Below are 24,216 nucleotides of genomic sequence, written 5' to 3' on the forward strand. Positions count from 1 at the left end.
CTGTCATCCCTCCCTGTCCGTCCCGGCCCCGGCGGCCAGGACACGGCTGATCTCGTCGACCGCCCGTTCGACGGTCATCAGGTCCTCGTGCCCGCCGGGCACGACGTGCTCGGCGAGCCGCCCGCCCGTGAGGCCGCGCCACGCCGCCGCCGACCACCTCGGGTCGCCGCGTCGGGCGGTGCCCTCGGCGGTGAACACCACGACGTCGCCGTCGAACGGGTCGAGCCGCACGTCGCGGGTGAGCCGGCTGGTGTTGACGAACACCGCGGACGCGGTCCGGGGATCCCCGCCGGGCAGGTGCCCCATCGGGTGCCCGAGGTCGGCCAACCGGGCGGCGAGGTCCGCCGCGCCGCGGTCGTCGAGGGTCCGGGGGTCCACGCCCAGGTCGCCGGCGAGCTGCGCGTACGCCTCGTCCTCCGACCACTCCCCCGCCCCGCCCGGGTCGGGCGGGTAGGCGTCGACGAGGGCGAGCAGCTCGACCCGCGCCCCGGCGGCGCGCAGCGCGGTCGCGACGCGGTGCGCCAGGAGGCCGCCGGACGACCAGCCGAGCAGGCGGTACGGCCCGCTCGGGTGGGCGGAGCGGATCACCTCGACGTAGTCGGCCACCATTTCCTCGACGGTGGTGGCGGGTTCCTCGCCGACGCGCAGCCCCCTCGCCTGCACGGCGTGCACCGGGCCGGTCGACCGGCGGGCCAGCGGGCCGTAGCACCAGCCGAGCCCCAGGCCCGGGTGCAGGCAGAACAGCGGCGGCCCGGCGCCCTCGGCGCGCAGCGGCAGCAGGACCTCCAGCGGGTCGGCCGGGCCGCCCGCGCGCTCGGCGAGCGCCGCCGGTGTCGGCGCGACGAACAGGTCGCGGATGGACACCTCGCGCCCCAGCGCCTCGCGCACCCGGCCCACCAGGTCGGTGACCAGCAGCGAGTGGCCGCCCAGCTCGAAGAAGTCGTCGTGCACGCCGACGTCGGGCAGGTCGAGCACGGCGGCGAAGCACGCGCACAGCGCCTCCTCCACCGGGGTGCGGCTCCGCCGGTCCGCCCGCGGCGCGGGCGCGGGTGCGGGCAGCGCCGCCCGGTCGACCTTCCCGTTGGGGGTCAGCGGGAGGCCGTCCACCAGCACGACCCGGTCCGGGACCAGGTAGCGGGGCAGCGTGGCGAGCAGGTGGGCCCGCAGGGCGGGCGCGGTGGCGGCGGAACCCGGTGCCGGCACCGCGTACGCGGCCAGCCGCCGGTCGGTGGGCGTGCGCTGCCACACCGCGACCGCCGCCTCGGCGACGTCCGGGTGCGCCGCCAGCGCCGCCTCGACCTCGGCCGGTTCGACCCGGAAGCCGCGGATCTTGACCTGCTCGTCCACCCTGCCGACGAACTCCAGCACCCCGTCGGGCCGCCACCGGGCCAGGTCGCCGGTGCGGTACATCCGGGTCCCGGGCGCGCCGTGCGGGTCGGGGACGAACCGCTCGGCGGTGAGCGCACGCGCGCCGTGGTAGCCGCGGGCCAGCGCGGGTCCCGCGATGAACAGCTCGCCCGTGACGCCGGGCGGCGCCGGCCGCAGCGCCGGGTCCAGCACGTAGAGGCGGGAGTTGCGGAACGGCCTGCCGATCGGCACCCGGCCGGTGTCGGCGGGGTCGCACCGCCACCAGGTGACGCCGATGGTGGCCTCGGTGGGGCCGTAGCCGTTGACCATCCGCCGGTCCGCGGCCCAGCGGGAGACCAGCTCGGGCGGGCACACGTCACCGCTGACGATGAGCGTGACCCCGGGCGCGAGCCCGCCGTCGGGCAACCCGGCCACCACCGCGGTCGGCAGCGCGACCTGCGTGACCCGGTGCCGCGCCGCGAACGCGGCCAGCGCGGCCCCGGTCGGGCGCTCGTCGGGCGCCAGCACGACCGCGGCGCCGCTGAGCAGGCCACCGAAGACGTTCCACAGCGAGGCGTCGAAGCTGGAGGACACCAGTTGGAGCAACCGGCTGCGCTCGGACACGCCGAAGTGCTCGGTCTGCTCCTTGACCAGGTCGACCACGCCGGTGTGGGTCAGCACCACGCCCTTGGGCCTGCCCGTGGACCCCGACGTGTAGATGGTGTACGCCGCGTTGTCCACCCGCGGCGGCGCCGGCACGTCCGCGTCGGTCAGCGGCTCACCGGACCGCCCGGCCAGGTCCGCGACGACCGCGGGGTCGTCGAGCGCCACGACGGGCACGGCGCCGTGCGCCCCGCCCCGGGCCCACCCGGTGGTGGTCAGCACGAGCACGGGGTCCGCGTCGGCGAGCATGAAGGCCACCCGGTCGGGCGGGTAGCCCGGGTCGACGGGCAGGTAGGTGGCCCCGGAGGCGAACACCGCGAGCAGCGCCACCACCCAGTCCGGGGAGTGCGGCAGGGCCACCGCGACGGGTCGTTCCGGCTCGGCGCCGCGCTCCACCAGCAGCCGGGCCAGCCGGTTGACCGCGCCGGACAGCTCCCGGTAGGTCAGCTCCACCGGGTCGCCGCCCTCGCCGTCGTCGTGGACCAGGGCGACCCGGTCGGGCACGCGGGAGGCGGTGGCGGCGAACAGCGCGGGGACGGTGGCGGGCGAGGTGGTCGGGTCGACCGGGTTCCAGGTGGTGAGGATGACGTCCGCCTCACCGGGTTTGAGCAGGTCGACCTCGCCGACGCGCAGTCCGGGCGAGCGGGTGAGCCGGTCGAGCGCCAGCAGCAGGCGGCGGCCGAGCAGCTCGGCGGTGTCCGGCCGGAACAGGTCCGCGCGGTACTCGACGACGCCGTGCAACGGCGGGTGCTGGGCGCCGGTGCCCCGGTGCGGGGAGAAGCCGAACGCGAGGTCGAACTTGGACACCCCGGTGTCCACCGGCACGGCCTCGGCGGAGAGCCCGTCGAGGAACTCGGCGCCCGCGTCGGGCCCGGTGGTGTTGTCGAGCGTGAGCAGCACCTGGAACAGCGGGTGCGCGGCGGTCGAGCGGGTCGGGTTGAGCAGCTCCACCAGCCGTTCGAAGGGCACGTCCTGGTTGTCGTAGGCGGCGAGGTCGACCGCCCGGACCCTGGCCAGCAGCTCGGCGAAGGTGGGGTCGCCCCGCAGGTCCGTGCGCAGCACGAGCGTGTTGGCGAAGAACCCGATCAGGTCGTCGAGGGCGTCGTCGGTGCGGCCGGCGATCGGCGTCCCGAGCGGGATGTCCTCGCCCGCGCCCATCCGGCGGAGCACGACGGCCAGCGCGGCCTGGAGCACCATGAAGGTGGTCGCCCGGTGGTCGCGGGCCACGGCCGCGATCCGCGCGTGCAGCTCGGCGGGCACGGTGAAGCCGACCGCGTCGCCGCGCGGCGACCCGATGGCCGGCCGTGCGTGGTCCAGCGGCAGGTCGAGGTGCTCGGGCAGGTCCCGCAGGGCCGTGCGCCAGTGGTCGAGCTGGCGGGCGAGGGGGCCGGCGGGGTCGTCCGCGCCGTGGAGCAGGTCGTGCTGCCACTGCGCCCAGTCCGCGTACTGGACGGGCAGCGGCGCCCAGTCCGGGGCCCGGCCCGCCCGCCTGGCCGCGTAGGCCCGGCCGAGGTCGGTCAGCAGCGGCCTGCGGGACCACCCGTCGGCCGCGGTGTGGTGCACCACGAGCAGCAGGACGCCGTCCGCCGGGCCGAGGGAGAACAGGCCGGCGCGCAGCGGTGGTTCGGCGGCCAGGTCGAAGGGGACGGCCGCGGCGGTGGCGAGGTCCTCGGCCAGCCGCTCGGCCGACGTGGCGGTGACGGGCAGCCGCGGCACGGCCTCGTGGGGCGCCAGGACCACCTGCCGCGGTTCGCCGCCGTCGCCGACCAGGGTGGTGCGCAGCGACTCGTGCCGCTCGACCAGGTCCGCCAGCGCGGAGCGGAGCGCCGCGAGGTCCGGTTCGCCGCGCAGGCGCAGGGCGACCGGGATGTTGTAGGTGGACGAGGGTCCTTCCATCCGGTCGAGGAACCACAGCCTGCGCTGCGTCGACGACAGCGGGACGGGCCGGTCGTGGCCCCGCGGCCGGACCTCCGGCCTGTGCCCGGCCGCGGTGTCCAGGGCCGCCGCCAGGCCGGCGGGCGTCGGCGAGTCGAAGAGGCGGCGGAGCTCGACCTCGACGCCGAGCACCGACCGGATCCGGCTGATCAGCCTGGTGGCGGACAGGGAGTGCCCGCCGAGGTCGAAGAAGCTGTCGTCCACGCCGACCGCGGGCAGGTTGAGCAGGTCGGCGAACAGCCCGCACAGGACCTCCTCGCGAGGCCCGCGGGGCGACCGGCCCGTCACCGGCGCGTGTCCGCCGGGCCGGGCCTCCGCCAGGGCGCGGCGGTCGACCTTCCCGTTCGGGGTCAGCGGGAACGCGTCGACGAGCTCGATCGTCGCGGGGATCATGTAGTCCGGCAGCACGGCGGCCAGCGCGTCCCGCAGCTCCCGCGGCGCGGGCGCCGCGCCCGGGGCGGGCAGCACGTGGCCGACCAGGCGCACGCCGCCGGTGTCCCGGACGGCGACCACCACGGCCGCGGCGACACCGGGCCGCGCGGCCAGCGCGGCCTCGACCTCGCCCGGCTCCACCCGGAACCCCCGCACCTTGACCTGGTCGTCGGCCCGGCCGACCCAGGTCAGCTCGCCGTCGCCGGCCACCCGCACCACGTCCCCGGTGCGGTACATCCGCCCACCGGGCGGGCCGAACGGGTCGGCGACGAACCGCTCGGCGCTCAGCCCCGGTCGGCCCGGGTACCCGCGCGCGAGCCCGGTGCCCGCGAGGTACAGGTGCCCGGTCCCGCCGGGCGGCACCGGGCGCAGCGCCGAGTCGAGCGTGTACGCGCGGGCGTGCGCCGCGGGCTTGCCGATCGGCACGACCTCGGGCACGGCCGTGCCGGCGCGCGCGGTGTAGGTCGTGGCGTACGACGTGGCCTCGGTGGGGCCGTAAGCGTTGGTGAGCACCAGGCCGGGGCACGCGTCGAGCACGGCCAGCACCGCCGGGCGCGCCACCTGCTCCCCTCCGACCCACAGCTGCCGCAGGGAGCGCGGCAGGGCCGGGCCCGCCTCGACCAGCACCGGCAGCATGGCCGCGGTCAGGCACGCGCCGGTGACGCGCTCGGTCTCCAGGAGGCGCACCAGCGCGGCCGGCGACAGCTCGTCGGGCGGCGCGAACACGACGGCGCCGCCGGTGAGCAGGGTGGGCCACACCTCGTTGGTGGCGGCGTCGAAGGCGTGCGGCGACTGCGCCAGGACGCGCTCGCGGGCGCCGTCGACCCACGAGTGGTCGCGCGCCAGGTCGACGACGGCGCGGTGGGTGACGGCCACGCCCTTGGGTCCGCCGGACGATCCGGAGGTCTGCATGAGGCAGGCGAGCTGGTCGGGCAGCGGACGGGCGTCCGGCTCGGGCAGCGGCGCGCCGTCGTCGGGGCCCAGGACGGCGACGCCGAGCGCGCCCGCGCGCCCGGCGGAGGCGTCGTCGGACAGGACCAGGCGCACGCCGGCCCCGGCGAGCACGTGGCGGAGCCGGTCGTCGGGGTGGGCCTGGTGCAGCGGCAGGTACGCGCCGCCGGCCTTGAGCACGGCGAGTTCGGCCACGACGACGTCCGGCCCGCGCCGCATGAGCAGCGCCACCGGGTCCTCCGGCCCCACACCCGCCGCGACCAGCCTGCGCGCCAGCCGGTCCGCCCTGGCGTCGAGCTCGGCGTAGGTCAGGTCGAGGCCGTCGGCGCGCAGCGCGATCGCGTCCGGCGCGGTGGCGGCGACCCGGGCGAACACCGCGGGCACGCTCGCGGCGGGCGCGCCCGCCGCGTCGTGGGCGACCACCTCGCGGTCGGCCAGGTCGAGGTCGCCGACCGGCCGCCCCGGGTCGTCGAGCAGCCCCTCCAGGACCCGCGCCAGCCGCCTGGCCACGGAGTCCGCGGTGGCCTCGTCGACGACGTCGGGGCGGTGGTCGAGCCGCAGGCGCAGGCGCGGGCCGGGCACGGCGACGAGCCCGAGCGGGTAGTGGGTGCTGTCGCGCCCGCTGATCCCGAGGACCCGCGTCCCCGAGCCGCCCGGCACGACCGCGCCGCCGCCGTCGTGCGGGTAGTTCTCGAAGACGGTCATGGTGTCGAACAGCTCGCCCGCGCCGACGACCCGCTGCACCTCGGCGAGCCCGAGGTGCTCGTGCGGGATCAGCGCGCCGTGCTCCCGGTGCACGCGGTCGAGCAGCGCGCCCACCGGCTCGGCGGGGTCGAGGCGCACGCGCACCGGCACCGAGTTGATGAACAGCCCGATCATCCGGTCCACGCCGGGCACCTCGGGCGGGCGGCCGGACACCGTCGTGCCGAACACGACGTCGTCGCGGTCCAGCAGGCCTCCCAGCACCACGGCCCACGCGGCCCGCACGACGGTGGCCGCGGTCAGCCCCCGCGCCCGCGCCAAGCCGCGCAACGCCTCGGTCCGGTCCTCGTCGAGGGCGAACTCCACGCGCCGGGGGCGCACCGGGACCCTCGTCACGCCCGGCGCGGCGAGCAGCGTCGGGCGGGTGACGTCCCCGAGCGCGGTCCGCCACGCCGCGCGCGCCGCCTCCTGGTCGCGCCCCGCCAACCAGCCCAGGTAGGCGCGGTACGGGGTGACCGGCGGCAGCGGGTGGCGGGGTCCGCGGGTGTAGAGGGTGAACAGCTCGTTGAGCAGCACGGGCACCGACCAGCCGTCCAGCAGCAGGTGGTGGTAGGTCAGCACCAGGCGCCACCCCGACCCGGGCATGCGCACGACGAGGAGCCGCAGCAAGGGGGGGTCGGCCAGGTCGACGCCCTCGGCCCGGTCCTCGTCCAGCAGGCGGTCCAGCGCGCCGTCCGCGTCCGGCTCGCCGGCGAGGTCGACCTCGCGCAACCGGCCCGCGGCCTCGGCGGGCACGACCTGGACCGGCCGGCTCAGCCCCTCGTGCCGGATGCCGATGCGCAGCGTGCCGTGCCGGGCCAGCAACGCGTCGAGCGCGGCGCGCAGCGCGTCCGGTGACAGCGGCCCCTCGCCCTCCAGCACGAGCTGCGACAGGTAGACGTCCTCGGCCTCGGGGGCGTAGAGGTTGTGGAACAGGAGGCCTTCCTGCAGCGGTGTCAGCGGCAGCACATCAGCAAGCCCGACCACGGTCACCGTGACGTCCTCCAGTCGTTCAGGACCCGGGGTCCGGACCGCCCCCGGTGCAGCGATGAAACAAGCGGGCGCATCGGGGGGTCAACGCTTCCCCCGGCGTTTAAGCTGCGGCTGAACGTCCGCCCGTTCACACCGCCACCTGCCCGTTCGCCGAATGGCCTCTGTCGAAGGTCAGGGTCCGGCCCGGGTGGTGGACGACTTCCGACGTGGTCGGAGGACGACGTTCCGCAGAGGCGTGGACCACCCGACCCCGAGCAGGCTGGGAGGACCGGGGCCGCGGGGCGCCCCGGTGGTCGGAGGACTCGTGCTGGGGACGCTGCTGGCGGTCGCGGGGATCGCGTTCGGCTCTGCCGTGGTGCCGCTGGTGAGCATCGAGCTGGTGGTCGTCGCCGTGTCGGCGAAGCTGCCCGACCACGTGTGGGCCGCGGTCGCCGCCGCCGCCGTGGGCCAGGTCGCCGGCAAGTCCCTGTACCTCCTCGCCGCCGGTTCGAGGATCCGGCTGCCGCGGGCGCTGCGCGAGCGGATCGGCGGCGCGCTCGGGCCGACCGAACCCGGGGCCACGCCCAGGACCGCGCTCGCGGGCCGGTGGCAGCGGCTGCGGACCCGGTGCGAGGACAACCGCCGCGTGCTGCTCGCGACGCTCGCGGTGAGCGCGCTGGCCGGGCTGCCGCCGATCATGCTGACCACCGTGCTGGCGGGGTTGGCCGGCGTGCGGCTGGTCACCTACCTCGCGATCTGCCTGCCGCTGCGGTTGGCGCGCTTCGCCGTGCTGGCCACCGCTCCCGGTCTCCTCCCGGGGTGGTTGGGCTAGGAGCGGTCTTTCGCGCTGTGCTTAAGCACCTGGCACGCGCTGTCGCGCCGTTCCTAGTATCGGGACCACGACAGGGAAAGCGGCCCGCCGCGGCGTACGCGCAGGACGTCCCGCGCCTTCCGGCGCACGCCGCTCCCCCCGCGACGGACACGTGATGGAGCGCCCATGCCAGACAGGATCGTCATCGTCGGCGGCGGCACCGCGGGGTGGATGACTGCCTCCTACCTCAAGGCCGCCTTCGACGATCGCGTGCAGGTCACGGTCGTCGAGTCCGACCGCATCGGCACCATCGGCGTCGGGGAGGCGACGTTCAGCGACATCCGGCACTTCTTCGCCTACCTGGGCCTTGAGGAGTCGGACTGGATGCCGGCGTGCAACGCCACCTACAAGCTCGCCGTGCGGTTCCAGGACTGGCGCGAGCCGGGCCACCACTTCTACCACCCGTTCGAGCAGATGCGCTCGGTCGAGGGCTTCCCGCTCACGGACTGGTGGCTGCGCGGCGGACCGACGGACCGGTTCGACCGCGACTGCTTCCTCATGGCCTCCCTGTGCGACGCCGAGCGCAGCCCGCGCCGGCTCGACGGCAGCCTGCTCGGCCGGGACGTGCCGGAGGGCGTGGCGGAGTCGAACGCGCTCACGATGTCCGAGCACCAGGGCAAGACGCAGTTCCCCTACGCCTACCACTTCGAGGCCGCCAAGCTGGCCCAGTACCTCTGCGGGTACGCGGTCGACCGCGGCGTGCGCCACGTCGTCGACGACGTCGTCCACGTGGCGCTCGACTCCCGGGGCTGGGTCGACCACGTGGTGACGAAGGAGCACGGCGAGCTGCACGGCGACCTGTTCGTCGACTGCACCGGCTTCCGCGGGGTGCTGATCAACCAGGCGCTGGGCGAGCCGTTCCAGTCCTTCCAGGACACCCTGCCCAACGACAGCGCCGTCGCCCTCCAGGTGCCGCTGGACATGGAGGCCCGCGGCATCCGGCCGTGCACCACGGCGACCGCGCGCGAGGCGGGCTGGATCTGGACGATCCCGCTGTTCGGCCGGATCGGCACGGGGTACGTCTACGCCAGGGACTACCTGTCGCCCGAGGACGCCGAACGGGCGCTGCGCGAGTTCGTCGGCCTCGAGGCCGAGCACGTCGAGGCGAACCACATCAGGATGCGCATCGGCCGCAGCAGGCGGTCCTGGGTGAACAACTGCGTCGCGGTCGGCCTGTCGAGCGGCTTCGTCGAACCGCTCGAATCCACCGGGATCTTCTTCATCCACCACGCCATCGAGCAGCTGGTCAAGTTCTTCCCCGGCGACGACTGGGACCTCTCGCTGCGCGACCTCTACAACGAAGCGGTCGGGCACGTCATGGACGGGGTGCGCGAGTTCCTGGCGCTGCACTACCGGGCCGCCGCGCGGAACGACACCCAGTACTGGCGCGACGCCAAGGTGCGGGCGCTGCCGGACGGCATGGAGGAGCGCCTGGAGCGGTGGCTCACGCACCTGCCGGACTCGGAGACGATCTACCCGTACTACCACGGGCTGCCGCCGTACTCGTACGCGTGCGTCCTGCTCGGCATGGGCGGCCTGCCGCTGCGGCACTCCCCCGCCCTGGACCTCATCGACGACACGGCCGCGCGCAAGCAGTTCGAGCAGATCCGCGACCGCGCCGACGAACTCGCCCGCACGCTGCCGAACCAGTACGAGTACTTCGCCCAGTTCCGCTGAGGCCCGGTCCCGCCGGGAACCGGAGACGGAGGTCGGATGACAGGGCCGGACGTGGAGCTGCGGGAGATGATGTCCCGCTTCCCGAGCGGGGTCGCCGTGATCACCGCCTTCGACCCGGACGGCACGCCGCGCGGCATGACGTGCTCCTCGCTGTGCAGCGCCACGCTCGACCCCCCGACGCTGCTCGTCTGCCTGCGGACCGGCAGCCCGACGGCGGCGGCGGTGTCGGGGAGCGGCATGTTCGCGGTCAACCTCCTGCACTCCCGGGGTCGTGCCGCGGCGGAGCTGTTCGCCTCGGGCTTCCCCCAGCGGTTCAGCCGGGTGCCCTGGGACCGCCCGGCGTCGGAGGCGGGCCCGCACCTGGTCGACCACGCGCACACGGTGGCCGACTGCGCCGTCTCGCGGACCATCCCGACCGGCGGGCACCTCATCGTCCTCGGGCGCCCGCTGGCCATCGTCCGGCGCTCCACCGCGCCCCCGCTGCTCTACGGCCTGCGGGACTACCACCCGTGGCCGCAGCTCGCGTCGGGGAGCGGCGCCGGGCGCGGCGCGGAGTAGCCGGGTCCGCGCCCCCTCCGGGACGCGGGATCCCCGACCTCGTGAAACCTCACCGAAAAAGGCGGAGGGACGTTGCACATGGTGAAGTCGCTCGTCGCCGCGGCACTGGGCTCGGCGCTGGCGTTGGCCGCCCCGGTGGCGTTGGCCGCGCCGTCCGAGGGCCGGGCGGCGTCCGGTTCCGCGCCGGGCGGTTCGCAGTGCCCGGAGAAGGCGCCCGAGGGCGCCGTGTTCGTCAAGCGGGTGCAACCACCGCTGGGCCTGCCCTACGAGGTGTGGCGACTGCCGTCGGGCCAGCTGAAGACGGTCTACTGCTGAGCGCGGCGACCACCGGCGCGGCTCCTCCGGACCACCCTCCCGCGCCGGCGCCGCCCACGGCGGCAGGCGGACCAGGAAGCGAGCGGAAGGACCGCAGATGACGCACATCGTGACCCTGCTCGTCGACCTGTCGCTGATCATCGCACTCGCGAGGTTGCTCGGCGCGGCCGCGCTGCGCCTCGGGCAACCCCCCGTCATCGGCGAGGTCGTCGCGGGCGTGCTGGTCCTGCCGCTGATCATCACCACGGCCCCGGGCGCGGCGCTGTTCCCGTCCGCCGTCCGCGCCGACCTGTCGGTGCTGGCCAACATCGGCGTGGCGCTGTTCATGTTCCTGGTCGGCATGGAGTTGGACACCGGCACCGCGCGCCGAGGCGGCCGCATGGCGACGTGGGTGGCGCTGGCGTCGGTCGCCCTGCCCTTCGGCCTCGGCCTGCTGGTCGCGACCGCCCTGGCGGACCGGCACGCGCCACCCGGGATGCGGGCCGGGTTCCTGGTGTTCCTGGCCGTCGCCATGGCGATCACGGCGTTCCCGGTGCTGGCGCGCATCCTGACCGACCGGGACATGCACCGGACCCCGGTGGGGTCGCTGGCGCTCGTCTCCGCCGCGATCAACGACGTGCTGGCCTGGGTGCTGCTCGCCGTGGCGGTGGCGCTCAGCGACCGGGGCGGCCAGTCACCGTGGCTGCTCGCGCTGTCGATCCCCTACCTGGCGGTCATGTGGTGGGTGGTCCGGCCGCTGCTGGCCAGGATCATGCCCCACGACCGCGCGCTGAGCCCCGGCCGGCTGGCCGTCGTCATGGCGAGCCTGCTGCTGTCCGCCGCGGCGACCGAGTGGATCGGCCTGCACCTCGTCTTCGGCGCGTTCCTCCTCGGCGCGGTGATGCCGCGCAACGGCGTCCGCGAGCTCGTGCACGACCGGGTCGCCGAGCTGAACTCGGTCCTGCTGCTGCCCGTCTTCTTCATCGTCGCGGGCTTGGACATCGACCTCTCCACGCTCGGCGCGGGCGGGCTCGGCGCACTCGCCCTGATCCTCGCCGCCGCCATCGCGGGCAAGTTCATCGGCGCCTACACCGCCGCCCGCTGCTGCGGCGCCCCTCCGCGCCAAGCGGCGGTGCTCGGCACGCTGATGAACACCAGGGGCCTGACCGAACTGGTCGTGCTGAGCATCGGCCTCCAGCTGGGACTGCTGAACCAGCAGGTCTACACCCTGATGGTGATCATGGCCCTGGTCACCACCGCCATGGCCGCGCCCCTGCTGTCCCTGCTGTACCCGCAACGCGCCAGGGACGAGGAGCTGCGGAACTTCCTGCTCCGCCCCGACTCGCCGGCGGCGAAGGGTGCGCGGTAGCGACCGCCCGACGCCGGCGCGCGCTCACCGCCCGGTTGGAACACCCCGGCTCCACGGCCCGTGGTGACGGTTGTGCCGGTCGTTCCGCCGGCCGGACCTGGCAGCATCAGGTCACCGGAGCCGCCGGTGCGCCTCCCGGCTCTACGGTGGGCGGATGGTCTTCCGATCTGCCGGAGGGTCGAGGCGACCCGTCGTCGCCCAACTGCCGCTCTCGGAACAGACCGATCCGACGGAATCCGCGACAGGTTGGGGCGCGGCCCGCGAGGATCGGACGTGGCCGGTCGAGCGGTGGCACTCGATTTCCCACCGACCGGGTTTTCGCCCTGTGCCCGTGCCACCGCGCGCCACCGAGTCGGGGGTGCTCGGTGGAACCGAGGCGACCGGTGTCGAGTTGTGCTCACTTTTGCTTGCCGTGCGGCCGCATTTTTGCGGTGCATATCGACGGGGCTGGTTCACTTCGGAACCGATGGGCCGTCGGGCCCGTTCCACCAGGTCGGGCGCGGCGAGTCCGTGGATTCGCCCGAGATTCCGCCATTCGACAACGGCCGGTGATGCCACGTCGCTTGGACTTCGCGGACCCGGGCGAGCAGAACCGGAGCTGGTAAGAAGTTCAATCCGGGAACGGTCCCGACGGCGGTCTCCTAGAGTACGCGAACGATATGCATCCATGATGGAACCGCGCGCTGTCGACCCCGATGATCTGGGTATGACGACGAAGGCCGGTTTCGGAGAGCGAGGCGCAACGGTGAAATCACGGGTCACCTGCTTCCGCGTCACCTCACCAGACGGGTACCGGTCGACGCACGAACTGGGCCCCGGACGGACCAGGATCGGTCGGGCGACGCTCGACGGGGCGCCGGAGCTCGTGCTCGATCCCGACCCGCACCGCCTGGTCAGCCGGGTGCACTGCATCGTCGAGCACGCCGACGGGGTGTGGACGGTCACCGACAACGGCTCGGACAACGGGACCGTCCTGCGGCGCGGTGGCGAGCTGACCCGGGTCCTGGGCATGACCGGGCTGCGCCACGGCGACGCCCTCCTCGTCATCGGCGACATCACCCCCGCCGGCGACCCGCGGTACTGGAAGTTGACCTTCGACGACCCGTTCCGCACCGAGGTGGCGCCGGTGGCGCCCCCGCCCGCGACCGACGACGCGAGGGCGCACCTGACCTACGACTGGCTCCAGATGAAGGTGTTCAGGGTCGAGGGCGGCGCCCGGTCGGAGATCACCGGGCTCTCGCCGCAGTCCCACCGCCTGATCCGGTACCTCGCCGAGCTGAGCCGCGTCAACAACGGCTCGCCGGTGGCCTGCACGCACGCGGAGTTGATCCACATGCTGTGGGGACGGCCGGAGGAGTGGCCGCCGAGCCGGAGCTACGACGAGACCAACCTGCGCAACGTCGTCACGGCGGTCCGCAAGCGGATCGAGCGCGACCCGGCGAACCCGGTGTTGTTGCAGACCGAGCGCAACATCGGCTACCGGCTGCTGATCCGGGTGGACCCGGCGGCCGGCCGATGAAGCTGCTGGAGGAAGGCCGACGCGTCGGCGACACCTACGAGGTCGAGCGCTACCTCGGCGAGGGCGCGTTCGCGGAGGTCTACCGCGTCCGCCACGACATCTTCGGGCGCCAGGCGATGAAGGTGTTCAAGCGCACCGGCACCGCCGAGGAGACCAAGACCATGCTCGGCGAGGCCATCATGTTGTCGCGCATCGGCCACCCGAACATCATCCGGGTGTTCCACGCGGCCACGGTGTCCACCCCGCACGGCATGAGCGGCTACTTCACGATGGAGTACGTCGCGGGCGGCAACCTCCAGAGGTTCTGGGCCTCGCACCGCGAGCGGTTCGTCCCGGTCGAGGACTCCGCGCGCATCCTGCACCAGGTCTCCGAAGGCCTCACGGTCGCCCACTGGGCCCAGCCCGCCATCATCCACCGGGACATCACGCCGCAGAACATCCTGATCGGCTACGACACCGACGGGCTGCGGGCGAAGCTCTCCGACTTCGGCCTGGCCAAGAGCGTCAACCCGATGACCATGCTGGCCAGCACGAAGGGGACGCTGGCGTTCAAGGCGCCGGAGTCGCTGCTCAACCAGCAGGGCGACTCGCGGGCGAGTGACGTGTGGGCGCTCGGGACCATCGCCTACCTGCTGCTAACGGACACGCTGCCCTACGAGGAGGGCGGGCCGACGTCGTACTTCGGCACGGACCGCCGGACGCCGCCGCGCCCGCCGCACGAGTTCAACGCCGAGGTCGACGAGGAACTGGAGCGGATCGTGCTGCGCGCGCTGGACCCGGACCCCGTCACCAGGACGCCGGACGCCGGGGCGCTCGCCGCCGAGCTGGGGCGGTGGCGGGCGCAACGGCGCCGGCAGCGCGCCAAGCAGGCGGTCAACCTGCCGCAGACGTCGAAGCGCGTGCTGGGCAACGCCTCCTCCGCCGACGAGAAGGAAGCGGCGCGGCTGGTCGAGCAGGCGAGGGCGCTGGCGAAGCAGGCCGTCACGCTCCCGGAGGCCGCCGACCTGATGGAGGAGGCGTTCAACAAGTCACCGAAGCTGCGCGCCGCGCACGAGCACCGGCTTCGGTTGTGGCGCAAGGGGGTGGTGACCTGATGGAGAGCCGAAGCCCGGTGCGGCCGAGGGACGAGGAGCTGGAGGGGGTCCTGCGCGACCTGACCGGCGCCCGGTTGTACCGCAACAACGTGTTCCGGCTGACCGGGCTGCCGGTCACCGCGTCCGTGACGCAGGTCCGCCGACGCCGGGAGGAGGCCGCGCTGATGGCGCAACTGGGCACGCCGCCGCCGACTGCGGGCGAACTGCCGCTCACCCCCGCGCCCGACTGGGACGTGGTCAACGCCGCCTTCGAGGCGATGCGCAACCCCGTGCTGCGGCTGGTGCACGAGCTGTTGTGGCTGTGGGGCGCCGGTCAGGACGACGACCACGACCGCGCCGTGCGGCAGCACTGCGGCGTCATCGAGGGCTCGTCGCTCACCGCGCCGAACCGGCCGGCCATCGCGGACGACCCGCTCGGGCAGCAGTGGTGCGCGGCGGTCCAGGCGTGGGCGGAGGTGCTGTCCGGCGACCGGATCTGGGACTGGGCGCGGCGGCGGGTGAAGGAGGTGGCCGACCCGCGCCTGACCACCGGCACCGTCCGGCGCCTCCAGGACCGGCTGCCGAGGCACATCGTCGACGTGCACCTCGCGCTCGCGGCGAAGGCGGCCGAGGAACTCGGCCCGGAGGCCGCGGACCGACACCTGTGGGTGCTGGACGAGTCGTCGTTCGACGACGACCTGGTCGACGCGGCGCTGCGGGACGCGGTGCGCCCCGCGGAGGACCGGGTGCACGTCGCCTGCGAGGCGGCCGACCGGGTGGCGGCGACCGCGCCGCTGGACGCGATCGACGCCGGCCACGCGCTGGTGGAGCAGACCGCGGCGCCGCTGCGGGTGATCGCGGGGATGCTCGGCGCGTCCGACCCGGTCACCGCCGCCATCCACGACGAGGTGGCCAGGTCGGTGAACCTGTGCGCGGTGGCCCACGACAACGAGACCGAAGCCGGCGGTCCGGCGCTGGGGCTGCTCCCCGCGGCGCGGCGGCTCGCGAGGGAGTCCACGACGATCGACCTGATCAGCCGGAACACGGTGGCCATCACCAGGCAGTCGGTGCTGAGCCGGGTCGAGGACCTCCGCAAGGCCGGGAGGGTGAACAAGGCGTCCGACCGGCTCCTCGCGTGGCACCGGCACACCGACGACGAGCGGGTGCGCGCGGCGATCGAGGTGGTGCTGAACGACCCGACGGCGTTGATCACCCCGCCGAACGGCGTGCCGACCAGGAGTTCGTTCTTCGGCTGGGGCGCCTACCTGTGGGGCTGGAGGGCGACCGGCGACCCGCAGAAGTTCGTCGCGACCCACTACTTCACCGCGTTCTTCATCCCCGTCATCCCGATGGCCAACTACCTCCGGGATCAGGAGTACATCTACGGGAAGGTGCCGTTGAGCGTGGCGGCCAGGCGATGGCGGCTGGTCGTGCTCCTGCTGGCCGTCGCGTTCGTCGCGAACCCGTTCCAGGGCTCGAACCAGTTGATCACCTTCCTCACCATCGCGGCCGGGTTGGCCGTCGCCCTCGGGTTGCGCCGGTACCGGCTGGACAAGTGGGCAGCCGCGCAGGCGCACTCCGGCCCGGAAAGGAACGAGTAGTTGTCCAGCTTCCGCCAGCGGGTCAGGCAGCGGCGTTTTCCGCCGGAGTTCCGCATCCCGGCGCCGCAGGCCCCGCCTGCCGCAGCCGCGCACGAGCCACCACCCGAACCGGATCCCTTGCCGAAGCCACCACCCGAACCGGATCCGCTGCCGGAGCCGCCACCCGGACCGGACCCGTCGCCGGAGCCGCCACCCGGACCGGCGCGCGCCGACCTGGACGACCGGACCGTCGCGGACGTCGCCACCAACATGTGGCGCGTGCTGAAGAGGTTCGGCGACGACGGCGACGGCGAGGTGCCGAAGGCGCAACGCATGGCCACGAGGAACCTCACCGCCATGTCGGAACGGCTGCGCGAGGCCGGGATCCGCGTGCAGGACCACGACGGCGCCCCGTGGGACCCCGGCATGTCGCTGAAGGCCATCGCCTACGAGCCCCGGCCGAACGTCGAGCGGGAAACCGTGGTGGAGACCGTGCGGCCGACCGTCTACCGCGGTGGGCGGTGCATCCAGTTCGGCCACGTGATCGTCGGAGTACCGGAGAAGGGACAGGACAGTGGCACGGGAGAACATTGACTTCGGTATCGACCTCGGTACCACGACCAGCATCATCGCCGTGGCCACCGCCGACGACGCGACCGTGGTCCGCAACAACCGGCAAGCGGAGTACACGCCTTCCGCGGTGTACGTCAGCGGCTCGAACAAGGTCCTCGTCGGCGAGTCCGCGAAGGGCAGGCTGGTCGAGGACCACGACAACGCCACCGCGGAGTTCAAGCTCCAGATGGGCAAGCGGGACGCGCACAAGCACTTCAAGGCGTCCGGCCGGTCCATGTCCCCGGAGGAACTGTCGGCCGAGGTGCTCAAGTCCCTGCGCGGTGACGTCCAGCAGGCGGTGCGCGAGAGCATCGGCGCCGCGGTCATCACCGTGCCGGCCGCCTTCGAGCTCGACCAGTGCGACGCCACCCGCAAGGCCGCCGAGCTGGCCGGGCTCGACTTCGCGCCGCTGATCCAGGAGCCGAGCGCGGCCGCGTGGGCCTACAGCACGCACCTCGCGACCGACCGCGGGTTCTGGCTCGTGTACGACTTCGGCGGCGGCACCTTCGACGCCGCCATCGTGAAGGTGGCCGACGGCGAGTTCAGCACCATCAACCACGCCGGCGACAACTTCCTCGGCGGCAAGCTGATCGACTGGGCGTTGGTGGAAGGGCTCCTGATCCCCGCGGCGCGCAAGGAGTTCCCCCTGCCGGACCTGGCCCGTGGCCACCGGAAGTCGGCCGGCAACATCGCGAAGCTCAAGGCGGCGGCGGAGTACGCCAAGATCGAGCTGTCGCGCGCGGACAGCGCCGAGATCAACCTGCGGCTCAACGACGCCGACGGCACACCGGTGTTCGACTTCGACTTCGAGCTGACCAGGGCGGACGTCGAGCGGGTCGCGATGCCGCTCTACCAGCGGTCGGTGACGTTGTGCCGCAAGGCGGTCGCCGACGCCGGCCTGGGCGGCGGCGACATCGAGCGGGTGCTCCTCGTCGGCGGCACCACGATCGCGCCGGCGCTGCGCGAGCTGCTGGCCGACCCCGCGGAGGGCCTCGGCATCCCGCTCGACTACAGCCTCGACCCCGTCACGGTGGTCGCCAGGGGCGCGGCGATCTTCGCGGGCACCCAGCGGATGCCGAGTCGACCGGAACGCGCCGAGCAGGCGCTGGGCGAGGGCAAGGTGGTGCTGAACCTCAAGTACCCGGCCGCGGGTTCGGACACCGAGCCGCTGGTCGGCGGCCTGCCGCCGCGCACCGCCCAGCAGCGGGACTGGACCGGCTCGACCATCGAGTTCGCGCACCCGGACGGCACGCCGCCGTGGCGCAGCGGGCAGATCCCGCTCACGCCGGAGGGCACGTTCTCCACCCGGCTGCGCGCCGACGAGCACACCGTCAACACCTACGACATCGAGCTGCGCGACGCGCAGGGCACCGTGACGCCGACGGACCCGGAACGCATCTCCTACCGGCACACGTCGAAGATGGGCACCGCGCCGACGCTCAGCCACTCCATCGGCGTCGCGCTGGACAACAACGAGGTGCTGTGGCTGGTCCGCAAGGGGGCCGAGCTCCCCGCCACGGCCAGGGCCATCCTGTACTCGACGCTGACCGTGCGGCGCAACGAGCGCACGGGGCTGATCCGGGTGCCCATCGTGGAAGGCGAGCGGTCGAAGGCCGATCGCAACATGCTGATCGGCCGGCTGGACATCGTGCCGAACCAGGTCGACCGCGACGTGCCCGCCGGCAGCGAGGTCGAGGTCACGCTCAAGATCGACACCAGCTTCACCCCGCGCGCCGACGCGTACGTGCCGCTGGTCGACGAGGAGTTCCAGATCCAGGTGGAGCTGGGCCGGACCGGTGCGGGCACCGACTTCGGCGGAGCCGTCGAAGACCTCGCCGACCGGTTCACCGAGCTGGCCGACCGGCTCGACGCACTGCGGTTCGGCGACGTCCACCCGGGCGAGGCGGCCGAGTTGGTCGACCGGTTCCGCGCCGACGACGTCCTGGCCGACGTCCGGCGCCTGGCGGACGCGGCCGCCGTCGACCCGGATGCCGCGTCGACGTGCGAGAACCGGTTGCGGGACGCGCAGGCGGCGCTGGACGACGTCGAGGCGGCGCTGGTGTTCCCGGAGCTGGTCACGAGCGGGCGGACGGCCGTGGCGCAGACCCAGGAGCTCATCGCGGACTTCGGCGCCTCCCGGCACCGGACCGCTCTCCACAACGCCGAGCGGGCCATGGAGGCCGCCATCGCCTCCCAGGACCGCACGGTGCTGAAACGCCAGATCGACGTCGTGCGCGACATCATCCGGGAGGTGCTGCGGGACAGCGGGCAACTCGCCGCGGTGATCTTCGCCGGGCGCGAGCCGCGCCTGCGCGACAACCCGGACCCCCACGTGCAGGAGCTGCTCCAGAACGGCAGGCGCGCACTGGACGAAGGTGACGTCGCCCGGCTCACCGCGGTCAACGCCCAGCTGGAGAGGGCCGCGCCGGACGCCGTCGGGCACGCCGACGCCTCGGGCGGGCTCGGCAGCACGGTCCGGGCGGGTGACCTGTGAGCGGGGAACTGGTGACCACGTCCCCGTCCGTCGCCCGCGCCGCGGACCTGGCCAGGAGCGGCGAGTTCGGCGAGGCGGAAGAGGTGCTGCGGGAGTTGGGCGGCCGCGACAGCGCCGATCCCGCGGTCCTGGACCTGCTCGCGCGCATCCACGCCCAGCGCGGTGAGCTGTTCGACGCGGACGAGTGCTGGGCGCTGGCACTGCGGCTCGACGCCGGCTTCGCCCCGGCCCGTGCGGGCCGCCGGCGGATCGCGGCGCTGCTGGCCCGTCGGCTGCGCCCGCGCACCGGCCGGGTCCTGCTCGCCGTGGCCTGGGTCGCGGTGGCGGTCGCCGGCGCCGGCGTGGCCGTCGGTTCGCGGTCCGCGGAACCGCCCGGCCCCGACCCGGTCGTGCTCGCGGAGCTGGACGAGGTCCAGGACGACCAGCGCGCGCAGGCGGAACGCCTCGACGGCATCGACGATCGCCTCGGACAGACCGCGTTGCGGCAGCAGCGGGTGCTCGACGACCTCCTCACCGCCCTCGCGGGCAACCCCGCGCTGACCACGGGAGTGGAGTCGGGCGCGGTGGTCGTCGCGTTCCCGACCGGCGTGTTCAGCGCGGGCGTCCGGTTCGCCGACGACGGCGGCGTGGCGCTGTCCGACCTCGCCCGGCGACTTCGCCCCTTCGCCGCGGACGTGTCGATCACCGTGGTGGGCCACACCGAGGACGCGCAGGTGTCCGGCAGCACCGGCTACACGACCAACGCGGAACTCGGCACGGCTCGTGCGACGCTCGCCGCCGAGCGGATGTCGGAGGCGAGCGGGCTGCCGCTGACGACCTTCTCGCTGTCCAGCTCGGGCGCGGCGAACCCGCCGTTCAGCAACGCGACGACGGAGGGCCGGGCGCGGAACCGGACCGTGACGGTGGTGGTGAGCCCCCGCTGAGGGGTTTCCCTGAGGGGTTCCTCGCCCGGCTGCCACCTCGGGCAGGCAGCCGGCGGGGTCGCCCTGCGCAGATGGCGCCGCCTGCCACGCACGACGCGGTGATCGCGCCGGGCGCGCGCAGTTCGAACACGGTTGACGATCCGGAGCGCACAGTGGGTCCGGGATGATTCAGGGAGCAGGGATGGCAGCCACCACGGTCCGGGTCTTTCTGAGCTGGTGCCACCGCGACGCCGACGCCAAGACCGCGCTGCTGACCCGGTTGCTGCCCGCGTTGGGGCTGTTCACGGACCTGCGGGTGGAGTGGTGGGAGGACAGCCACCTGACCTGTGGTGAGAAGTTCGCCCCGGCGATCCTCGACCGCGTGGCCGAGGCCGACTTCGGGTTGCTGCTGGTGACCACCGACTACCTGGTCAGCCCGTTCATCCGCGAGCACGAGCTGTCGCGGTTCGCCGGACCGGGCGCGGACCGGGACGCGTTGCCGGTCAGGCTCGCCCCGCTGCCGCCGTTCGGGTCGGAGATCGACCTCGGCGGTCTGTCGGAGCTGACCATGTTCTCCCTCGACGGCCGCGCCTACACCGAGACCACCGGCCCGCGGCGCACGCGCTTCGGCATCGAACTGGCCGCCTCCATCCGCCGCCGCGCGCTGAACCTCAACCGCTACCGGGCCCTGTGACCCGGGTGGTGCCGCAGGGGGAACTCCACTGCCGAAGCCGGTTCTGCGTGTTATTTTCACACTGCGTGCGTCGACACGATCCACAGCCGCCGGAGGGCGTGTGATCGCGCGAGTGATCCCCTGCACCGCTAAGGAGTCACGTGAACCCCTCCTCCGGCACCACACGCGTCTTACCCGAACGGCTCACCGCGATCGTGGCCGTGGTCGCGTTCCTCCTCTCCGGGCAGCAGGCGTTCGCCGAACCCGCCGAACCCGCCGGACCCGACGCCTGCGGGCTCTCGGCGCTGGGTCGGACCACGCTGCGCGCCGCCGACCCGAGCGTGATCCGCGTCGGCGGCGCCTACGTCTCGGCGCAGGTGGGCGGTGGCGGCATCCAGGTTCGCCAGGCGTCCTCCCTCGACGGCCTGGGCTCCGCGCCCGCGGTCCTGGTCTGGCGGGACTCGCGCGCCCTCGGCTCGGTGTGGGCGCCGGAGATCGTCCGCGACGGCGGCCGGTACTACATCTACTTCACCGCGGGCAACGACGCGGCGCACCGCATGTACGCGATCCACTCGGCCTCGCCGGCTTCGGGCTACACCCGCGAGGTCCTGCTCTCCCTGCCCGGGGAGCGGTGGGCCATCGACGGGGTCCCGGTGACGTTCAACGGCCGGCGCTACTTCATCTGGTCGGGTTGGGAGTGCACGACCAACGTCGAGCAGAACCTCTACATCGCCGGGATGTCCGACCCGCTCACCCCGGTCGGCGACCGCCACGTCATCTCGCAGCCGCGCGAGCCGTGGGAGCGGGTGGTCGGCAACCCGTTCATCAACGAGGCGCCCCAGGTCGTCAAGGACCCCAGCGGCCAACTGCACGTCGTCTACTCGGCCAACGGCAGTTGGAGCGAGCAGTACTGCGTCGCGGACCTGCGGCTGCGCGCCGGCGGCGACCCCACCCACGTGTGGGACTGGTACAAGTCCAACGGCTGCCTGTTCGGTTCCGACCGCGCCACCATGATGACCGGTTGGGACCCCACCCTGCACGTCAACGGGCCCGGCCACCACACGTTCGCGCTGCCCGACGGCGACGTCGCCGCCAGCCCGCCGGCCGGCCCGAGGGCCCCGGTGGTGTACCACGCGGTGGCCAAGGGCACGCCCTACCACTGGGACAACCGCTACTGGTACACCGGCACGTTCGTCTGGTGGGGCAACACGACCTACCGCCGCGCCAACGTCCCGGGCGCGACCACGGACACCGGCTGGAGCCTGAAGTTCTTCGAGTAGCCGACCGGCCGGGGCGACGGGGCCCGTCTCCGTCGCCACCGTCGCGGTGAGGCTCCCCCGCACCCGCCCCGGTGGCACTCGGCTGCCACCGGGGCGCACCCCGCCGACTTGTCGAACCGGAGGCGTTACAGGACCCAGCGGGTGCCGGTGGACTGCAACCGGTCGGGGTCCGGAATGGGGCCGTTCTCGTGCAGCGCGATCGGCACGGACGAGCCGACGATGTTGCGCACGGCGTTGTACATGGCGTTCTGCGGGTCGTAGTTGCCGTTGCCCGCGCAGGTGTCGGCCCCGCCGATGTCCACGACCGACTTGCCCGGGTAGAACGACGACTGCGGCTGGCCGTTGTACCCGTGCAGCCACACGAGCTTGTTCAGGCCCTTGGTGTTGGTGAAGTAGTCTTACGTGAAGTTCCACAGCCGGTTGTACTGGCCGCCGCCCTCCTTCGACCACCAGAACCACGTGCCGCCCGCCTCGTGGAACGGCCGCCAGATCACCGCCGCCTTACCTGCATCTGGGTGCCCTCGTACGTGTCGGGCTTGGTCGGCGCGCCCATGTGGTAGCCGATCATCGGGATGCCGCCCGCGTTCCACCACGCGATGGCACGCGGCGCGAGGTCCTTCGAGTCGCCGAAGTCCAGCGCCCGGATCGCCGGGCACTTGCCCGTGTTGTTGCGGATGTGGTTGATCTCGTGGTCCGGGCCGCCGATCCACGTCGACTCCTGCTGACCGGAGATGATGTGGTTGCCGTACTGCGAGTACACGTAGCACAGCAGCTTGCGCGCCTGGGTCGAGGCGTTCGGGTTGACCGGGTTGACCGGGCACTGGGGCGTGCCGCCGCCGGTGCCCGCGCGGAACCTCTGGTTCGCGCCGCCGGTGCAGTCCCAGATCTGCAACTGGGCGCCGTTGGCGCTCGCATTGCCCGTGACGTCCAGGCAGCGGCCGGATCCGACGCCCACCAGCGGGGCGGGAGCGGCCTGCGCCGGTGTGGTCGCCAACAGCAGCGCAGGGGCGGTCAGCGCCACGGCGAGCAGAGCTCTGCCGAGGCGTGACGGAGCACGCATCTGATCTCCTTTGATCATCGCGGAAGAGGAGGAGGCAGGAGCAGCACGAAGATTGTTAGGTTCATGATGAAACAAATTCGAGCTTCCGATCGCCGTCGCCACCCTGCTCACCCGCTTGGCGGCGCTCGGTCCCGGTGGGGCGAGGAAGGCGGTCGGTGCGCCCGGCTACGGCGATGCGCTTCGCGGCCGCCTGCCGTCACACCGCTCCGGTGATCGTCTTCCTGATGGCGAGGGCGGCCGCCTCGTCGTAGGTCGGGGAGCCGTCGAGCTGCCGGAGGATCACGTGCGTCATGAGGAAGCTGGAGGCGCAGCCCCGGTGGCCGTAGCCGCAGTGCGGACCGGTGGGGTCGACGAGGATGTGGCTGAGGCGGGGTGGCAGGCCGTGGGAGCCCTCGACCAGCTTGCCGTCGACGACCAGGCCCGTGCCGACCCCGCGCCGATGGTGATGACCACCATGGACGTCGTCCCGGTGCCGGCGCCGAACCAGTGCTCGGCCGCGGTGAGCGCCTGCACGTCGTTGTCCACCGCGGTGGGCACGCCCGTCGCCTCGGTCAGCCGCGGGCCCGGCGGCACGTCGGTCCAGCCCAGGAAACCCGCCGGGCGATGTGCCCGGCGCGCACGACACCGCCGAGGATCACACCCAGCCGTGCACGTGGAGCAGCTCCGAGGGCCTGCCGGTGGTGGAGCGCAGCTCCGTGGCGCCCTCCACCAGCAGCCCTTGCGCGACCAGGGACTTGGTCACGCGGGACAGCGTGGGCCGGGACAGCCGCAGCCGGTCGGCCAGCTCGCTGCGCGACCTGGTGCCGTGGACGAGCAGTTCCAGCAGCACACCACGCCCCGCCTCGGACAGGCGTGGCCAAGGCGGTGCGGTGCGGACACGACTCCCCCGGGACACCTCCCGAAGATACCTCCCCGTGCCGGCGCCACCCGCCGCCACGTCCTGGCGACGGGCGACCGTTCGCGGGCGGCACGAAGAGCGCCGCCCGTGAACGGTCGCCGGGATGTCGGGCGTCGGCCCCCGGCCGAACTCACCGGCCGGCGGGCTTGAGCTTCAGGAAGATCTCCGAGTGCTCGGGCCGCGCCCAGACGGCCGGGAACGAGTACAGGTCTTCCTTCGTGGGCCAGCCGGTGAACTTCTTGGCGTTGTACTCGCTGGTGGTGCCGCCGGTGAGGATCGGGATGTAGGGGATCGACTTCTCGATCTCGGTCTGGA

The 24,216-nt window shown here is 73.5% G+C and carries 16 protein-coding genes and 3 pseudogenes; 13 read left to right on the plus strand and 6 right to left on the minus strand.

Going from position 1 to position 24,216, the window contains the following annotated elements:
- Window positions 1–3 precede the first annotated feature (3 nt).
- Window positions 4–7,062: an amino acid adenylation domain-containing protein gene (locus tag ABD223_RS30635; RefSeq protein ID WP_344040092.1), complete on the minus strand. Its 7,059-nt coding sequence runs from the start codon at window positions 7,060–7,062 to the stop codon at window positions 4–6.
- Window positions 7,063–7,351: 289 nt separating this feature from the next.
- Here ABD223_RS30635 and ABD223_RS30640 point away from each other — a divergent pair, with 289 nt between their 5' ends.
- From ABD223_RS30640 to ABD223_RS30700, 13 genes are all read left to right on the plus strand, one after another.
- A complete protein-coding gene (locus ABD223_RS30640) occupies window positions 7,352–7,873 on the plus strand; it encodes a hypothetical protein (protein ID WP_344040093.1) in 522 nt (173 codons plus the stop codon).
- A gap of 165 nt (window positions 7,874–8,038) precedes the next feature.
- Entirely contained in the window at window positions 8,039–9,589 is a 1,551-nt protein-coding gene (locus tag ABD223_RS30645) for a tryptophan halogenase family protein (RefSeq protein ID WP_344040094.1), read from the plus strand.
- Window positions 9,590–9,625: 36 nt separating this feature from the next.
- Window positions 9,626–10,147, plus strand: coding sequence for a flavin reductase family protein (locus tag ABD223_RS30650; protein ID WP_344040096.1), 522 nt, complete (start codon window positions 9,626–9,628; stop codon window positions 10,145–10,147).
- Window positions 10,148–10,225: 78 nt separating this feature from the next.
- Window positions 10,226–10,462 carry a hypothetical protein gene (locus ABD223_RS30655; protein ID WP_344040097.1) on the plus strand — a complete coding sequence of 79 codons (237 nt, stop codon included), beginning with the start codon at window positions 10,226–10,228 and terminating at the stop codon, window positions 10,460–10,462.
- 97 nt (window positions 10,463–10,559) lie between these two features.
- Window positions 10,560–11,810, plus strand: coding sequence for a cation:proton antiporter domain-containing protein (locus ABD223_RS30660; RefSeq protein ID WP_344040098.1), 1,251 nt, complete (start codon window positions 10,560–10,562; stop codon window positions 11,808–11,810).
- A 745-nt stretch (window positions 11,811–12,555) separates the two neighbouring features.
- Window positions 12,556–13,329 carry an FHA domain-containing protein gene (locus ABD223_RS30665; protein ID WP_344040099.1) on the plus strand — a complete coding sequence of 258 codons (774 nt, stop codon included), beginning with the start codon at window positions 12,556–12,558 and terminating at the stop codon, window positions 13,327–13,329.
- Entirely contained in the window at window positions 13,326–14,423 is a 1,098-nt protein-coding gene (locus ABD223_RS30670; RefSeq protein WP_344040100.1) for a serine/threonine-protein kinase, read from the plus strand. Before ABD223_RS30665 ends, ABD223_RS30670 begins: the two co-directional genes overlap by 4 nt.
- On the plus strand, window positions 14,423–16,003 hold the full coding sequence (locus tag ABD223_RS30675; protein WP_344040101.1) for a hypothetical protein: 1,581 nt from the start codon (window positions 14,423–14,425) through the stop codon (window positions 16,001–16,003). The genes ABD223_RS30670 and ABD223_RS30675 overlap by 1 nt, the downstream gene beginning before the upstream one ends.
- Complete coding sequence (locus tag ABD223_RS30680) at window positions 16,004–16,576, plus strand: hypothetical protein (protein ID WP_344040102.1); 573 nt, start codon at window positions 16,004–16,006, stop codon at window positions 16,574–16,576.
- Entirely contained in the window at window positions 16,557–19,088 is a 2,532-nt protein-coding gene (locus ABD223_RS30685) for an Hsp70 family protein (protein WP_344040104.1), read from the plus strand. Before ABD223_RS30680 ends, ABD223_RS30685 begins: the two co-directional genes overlap by 20 nt.
- Window positions 19,085–20,011: an OmpA family protein gene (locus ABD223_RS30690; RefSeq protein WP_344040105.1), complete on the plus strand. Its 927-nt coding sequence runs from the start codon at window positions 19,085–19,087 to the stop codon at window positions 20,009–20,011. Before ABD223_RS30685 ends, ABD223_RS30690 begins: the two co-directional genes overlap by 4 nt.
- 181 nt (window positions 20,012–20,192) lie before the next feature.
- The gene (locus ABD223_RS30695) at window positions 20,193–20,684 is read left to right on the plus strand and encodes a TIR domain-containing protein (protein ID WP_344040106.1); all 492 of its coding nucleotides are present in this window, start codon (window positions 20,193–20,195) and stop codon (window positions 20,682–20,684) included.
- A gap of 140 nt (window positions 20,685–20,824) precedes the next feature.
- Complete coding sequence (locus tag ABD223_RS30700) at window positions 20,825–21,943, plus strand: glycoside hydrolase family 43 protein (RefSeq protein WP_344040107.1); 1,119 nt, start codon at window positions 20,825–20,827, stop codon at window positions 21,941–21,943.
- 125 nt (window positions 21,944–22,068) lie between these two features.
- Here ABD223_RS30700 and ABD223_RS30705 read toward each other — a convergent pair.
- From ABD223_RS30705 to ABD223_RS30730, 5 genes and pseudogenes are all read right to left on the minus strand, one after another.
- Window positions 22,069–22,536: pseudogene (locus ABD223_RS30705) on the minus strand (glycosyl hydrolase).
- Window positions 22,434–23,003, minus strand: coding sequence for a glycosyl hydrolase (locus ABD223_RS30710; protein ID WP_344040108.1), 570 nt, complete (start codon window positions 23,001–23,003; stop codon window positions 22,434–22,436). Before ABD223_RS30710 ends, ABD223_RS30705 begins: the two are co-directional and overlap by 103 nt.
- A gap of 328 nt (window positions 23,004–23,331) precedes the next feature.
- Window positions 23,332–23,576 (minus strand): annotated as a pseudogene (locus ABD223_RS43690) (ROK family protein); the annotation flags it as partial.
- A gap of 61 nt (window positions 23,577–23,637) precedes the next feature.
- Entirely contained in the window at window positions 23,638–23,832 is a 195-nt protein-coding gene (locus tag ABD223_RS30725; protein ID WP_344040109.1) for a MarR family transcriptional regulator, read from the minus strand.
- A 199-nt stretch (window positions 23,833–24,031) separates the two neighbouring features.
- Window positions 24,032–24,216: pseudogene (locus ABD223_RS30730) on the minus strand (ABC transporter substrate-binding protein); the annotation flags it as partial.

Origin of the sequence: Saccharothrix xinjiangensis, assembly GCF_039527585.1 — a bacterium.
GTDB classification, from domain to species: domain Bacteria; phylum Actinomycetota; class Actinomycetes; order Mycobacteriales; family Pseudonocardiaceae; genus Actinosynnema; species Actinosynnema xinjiangensis.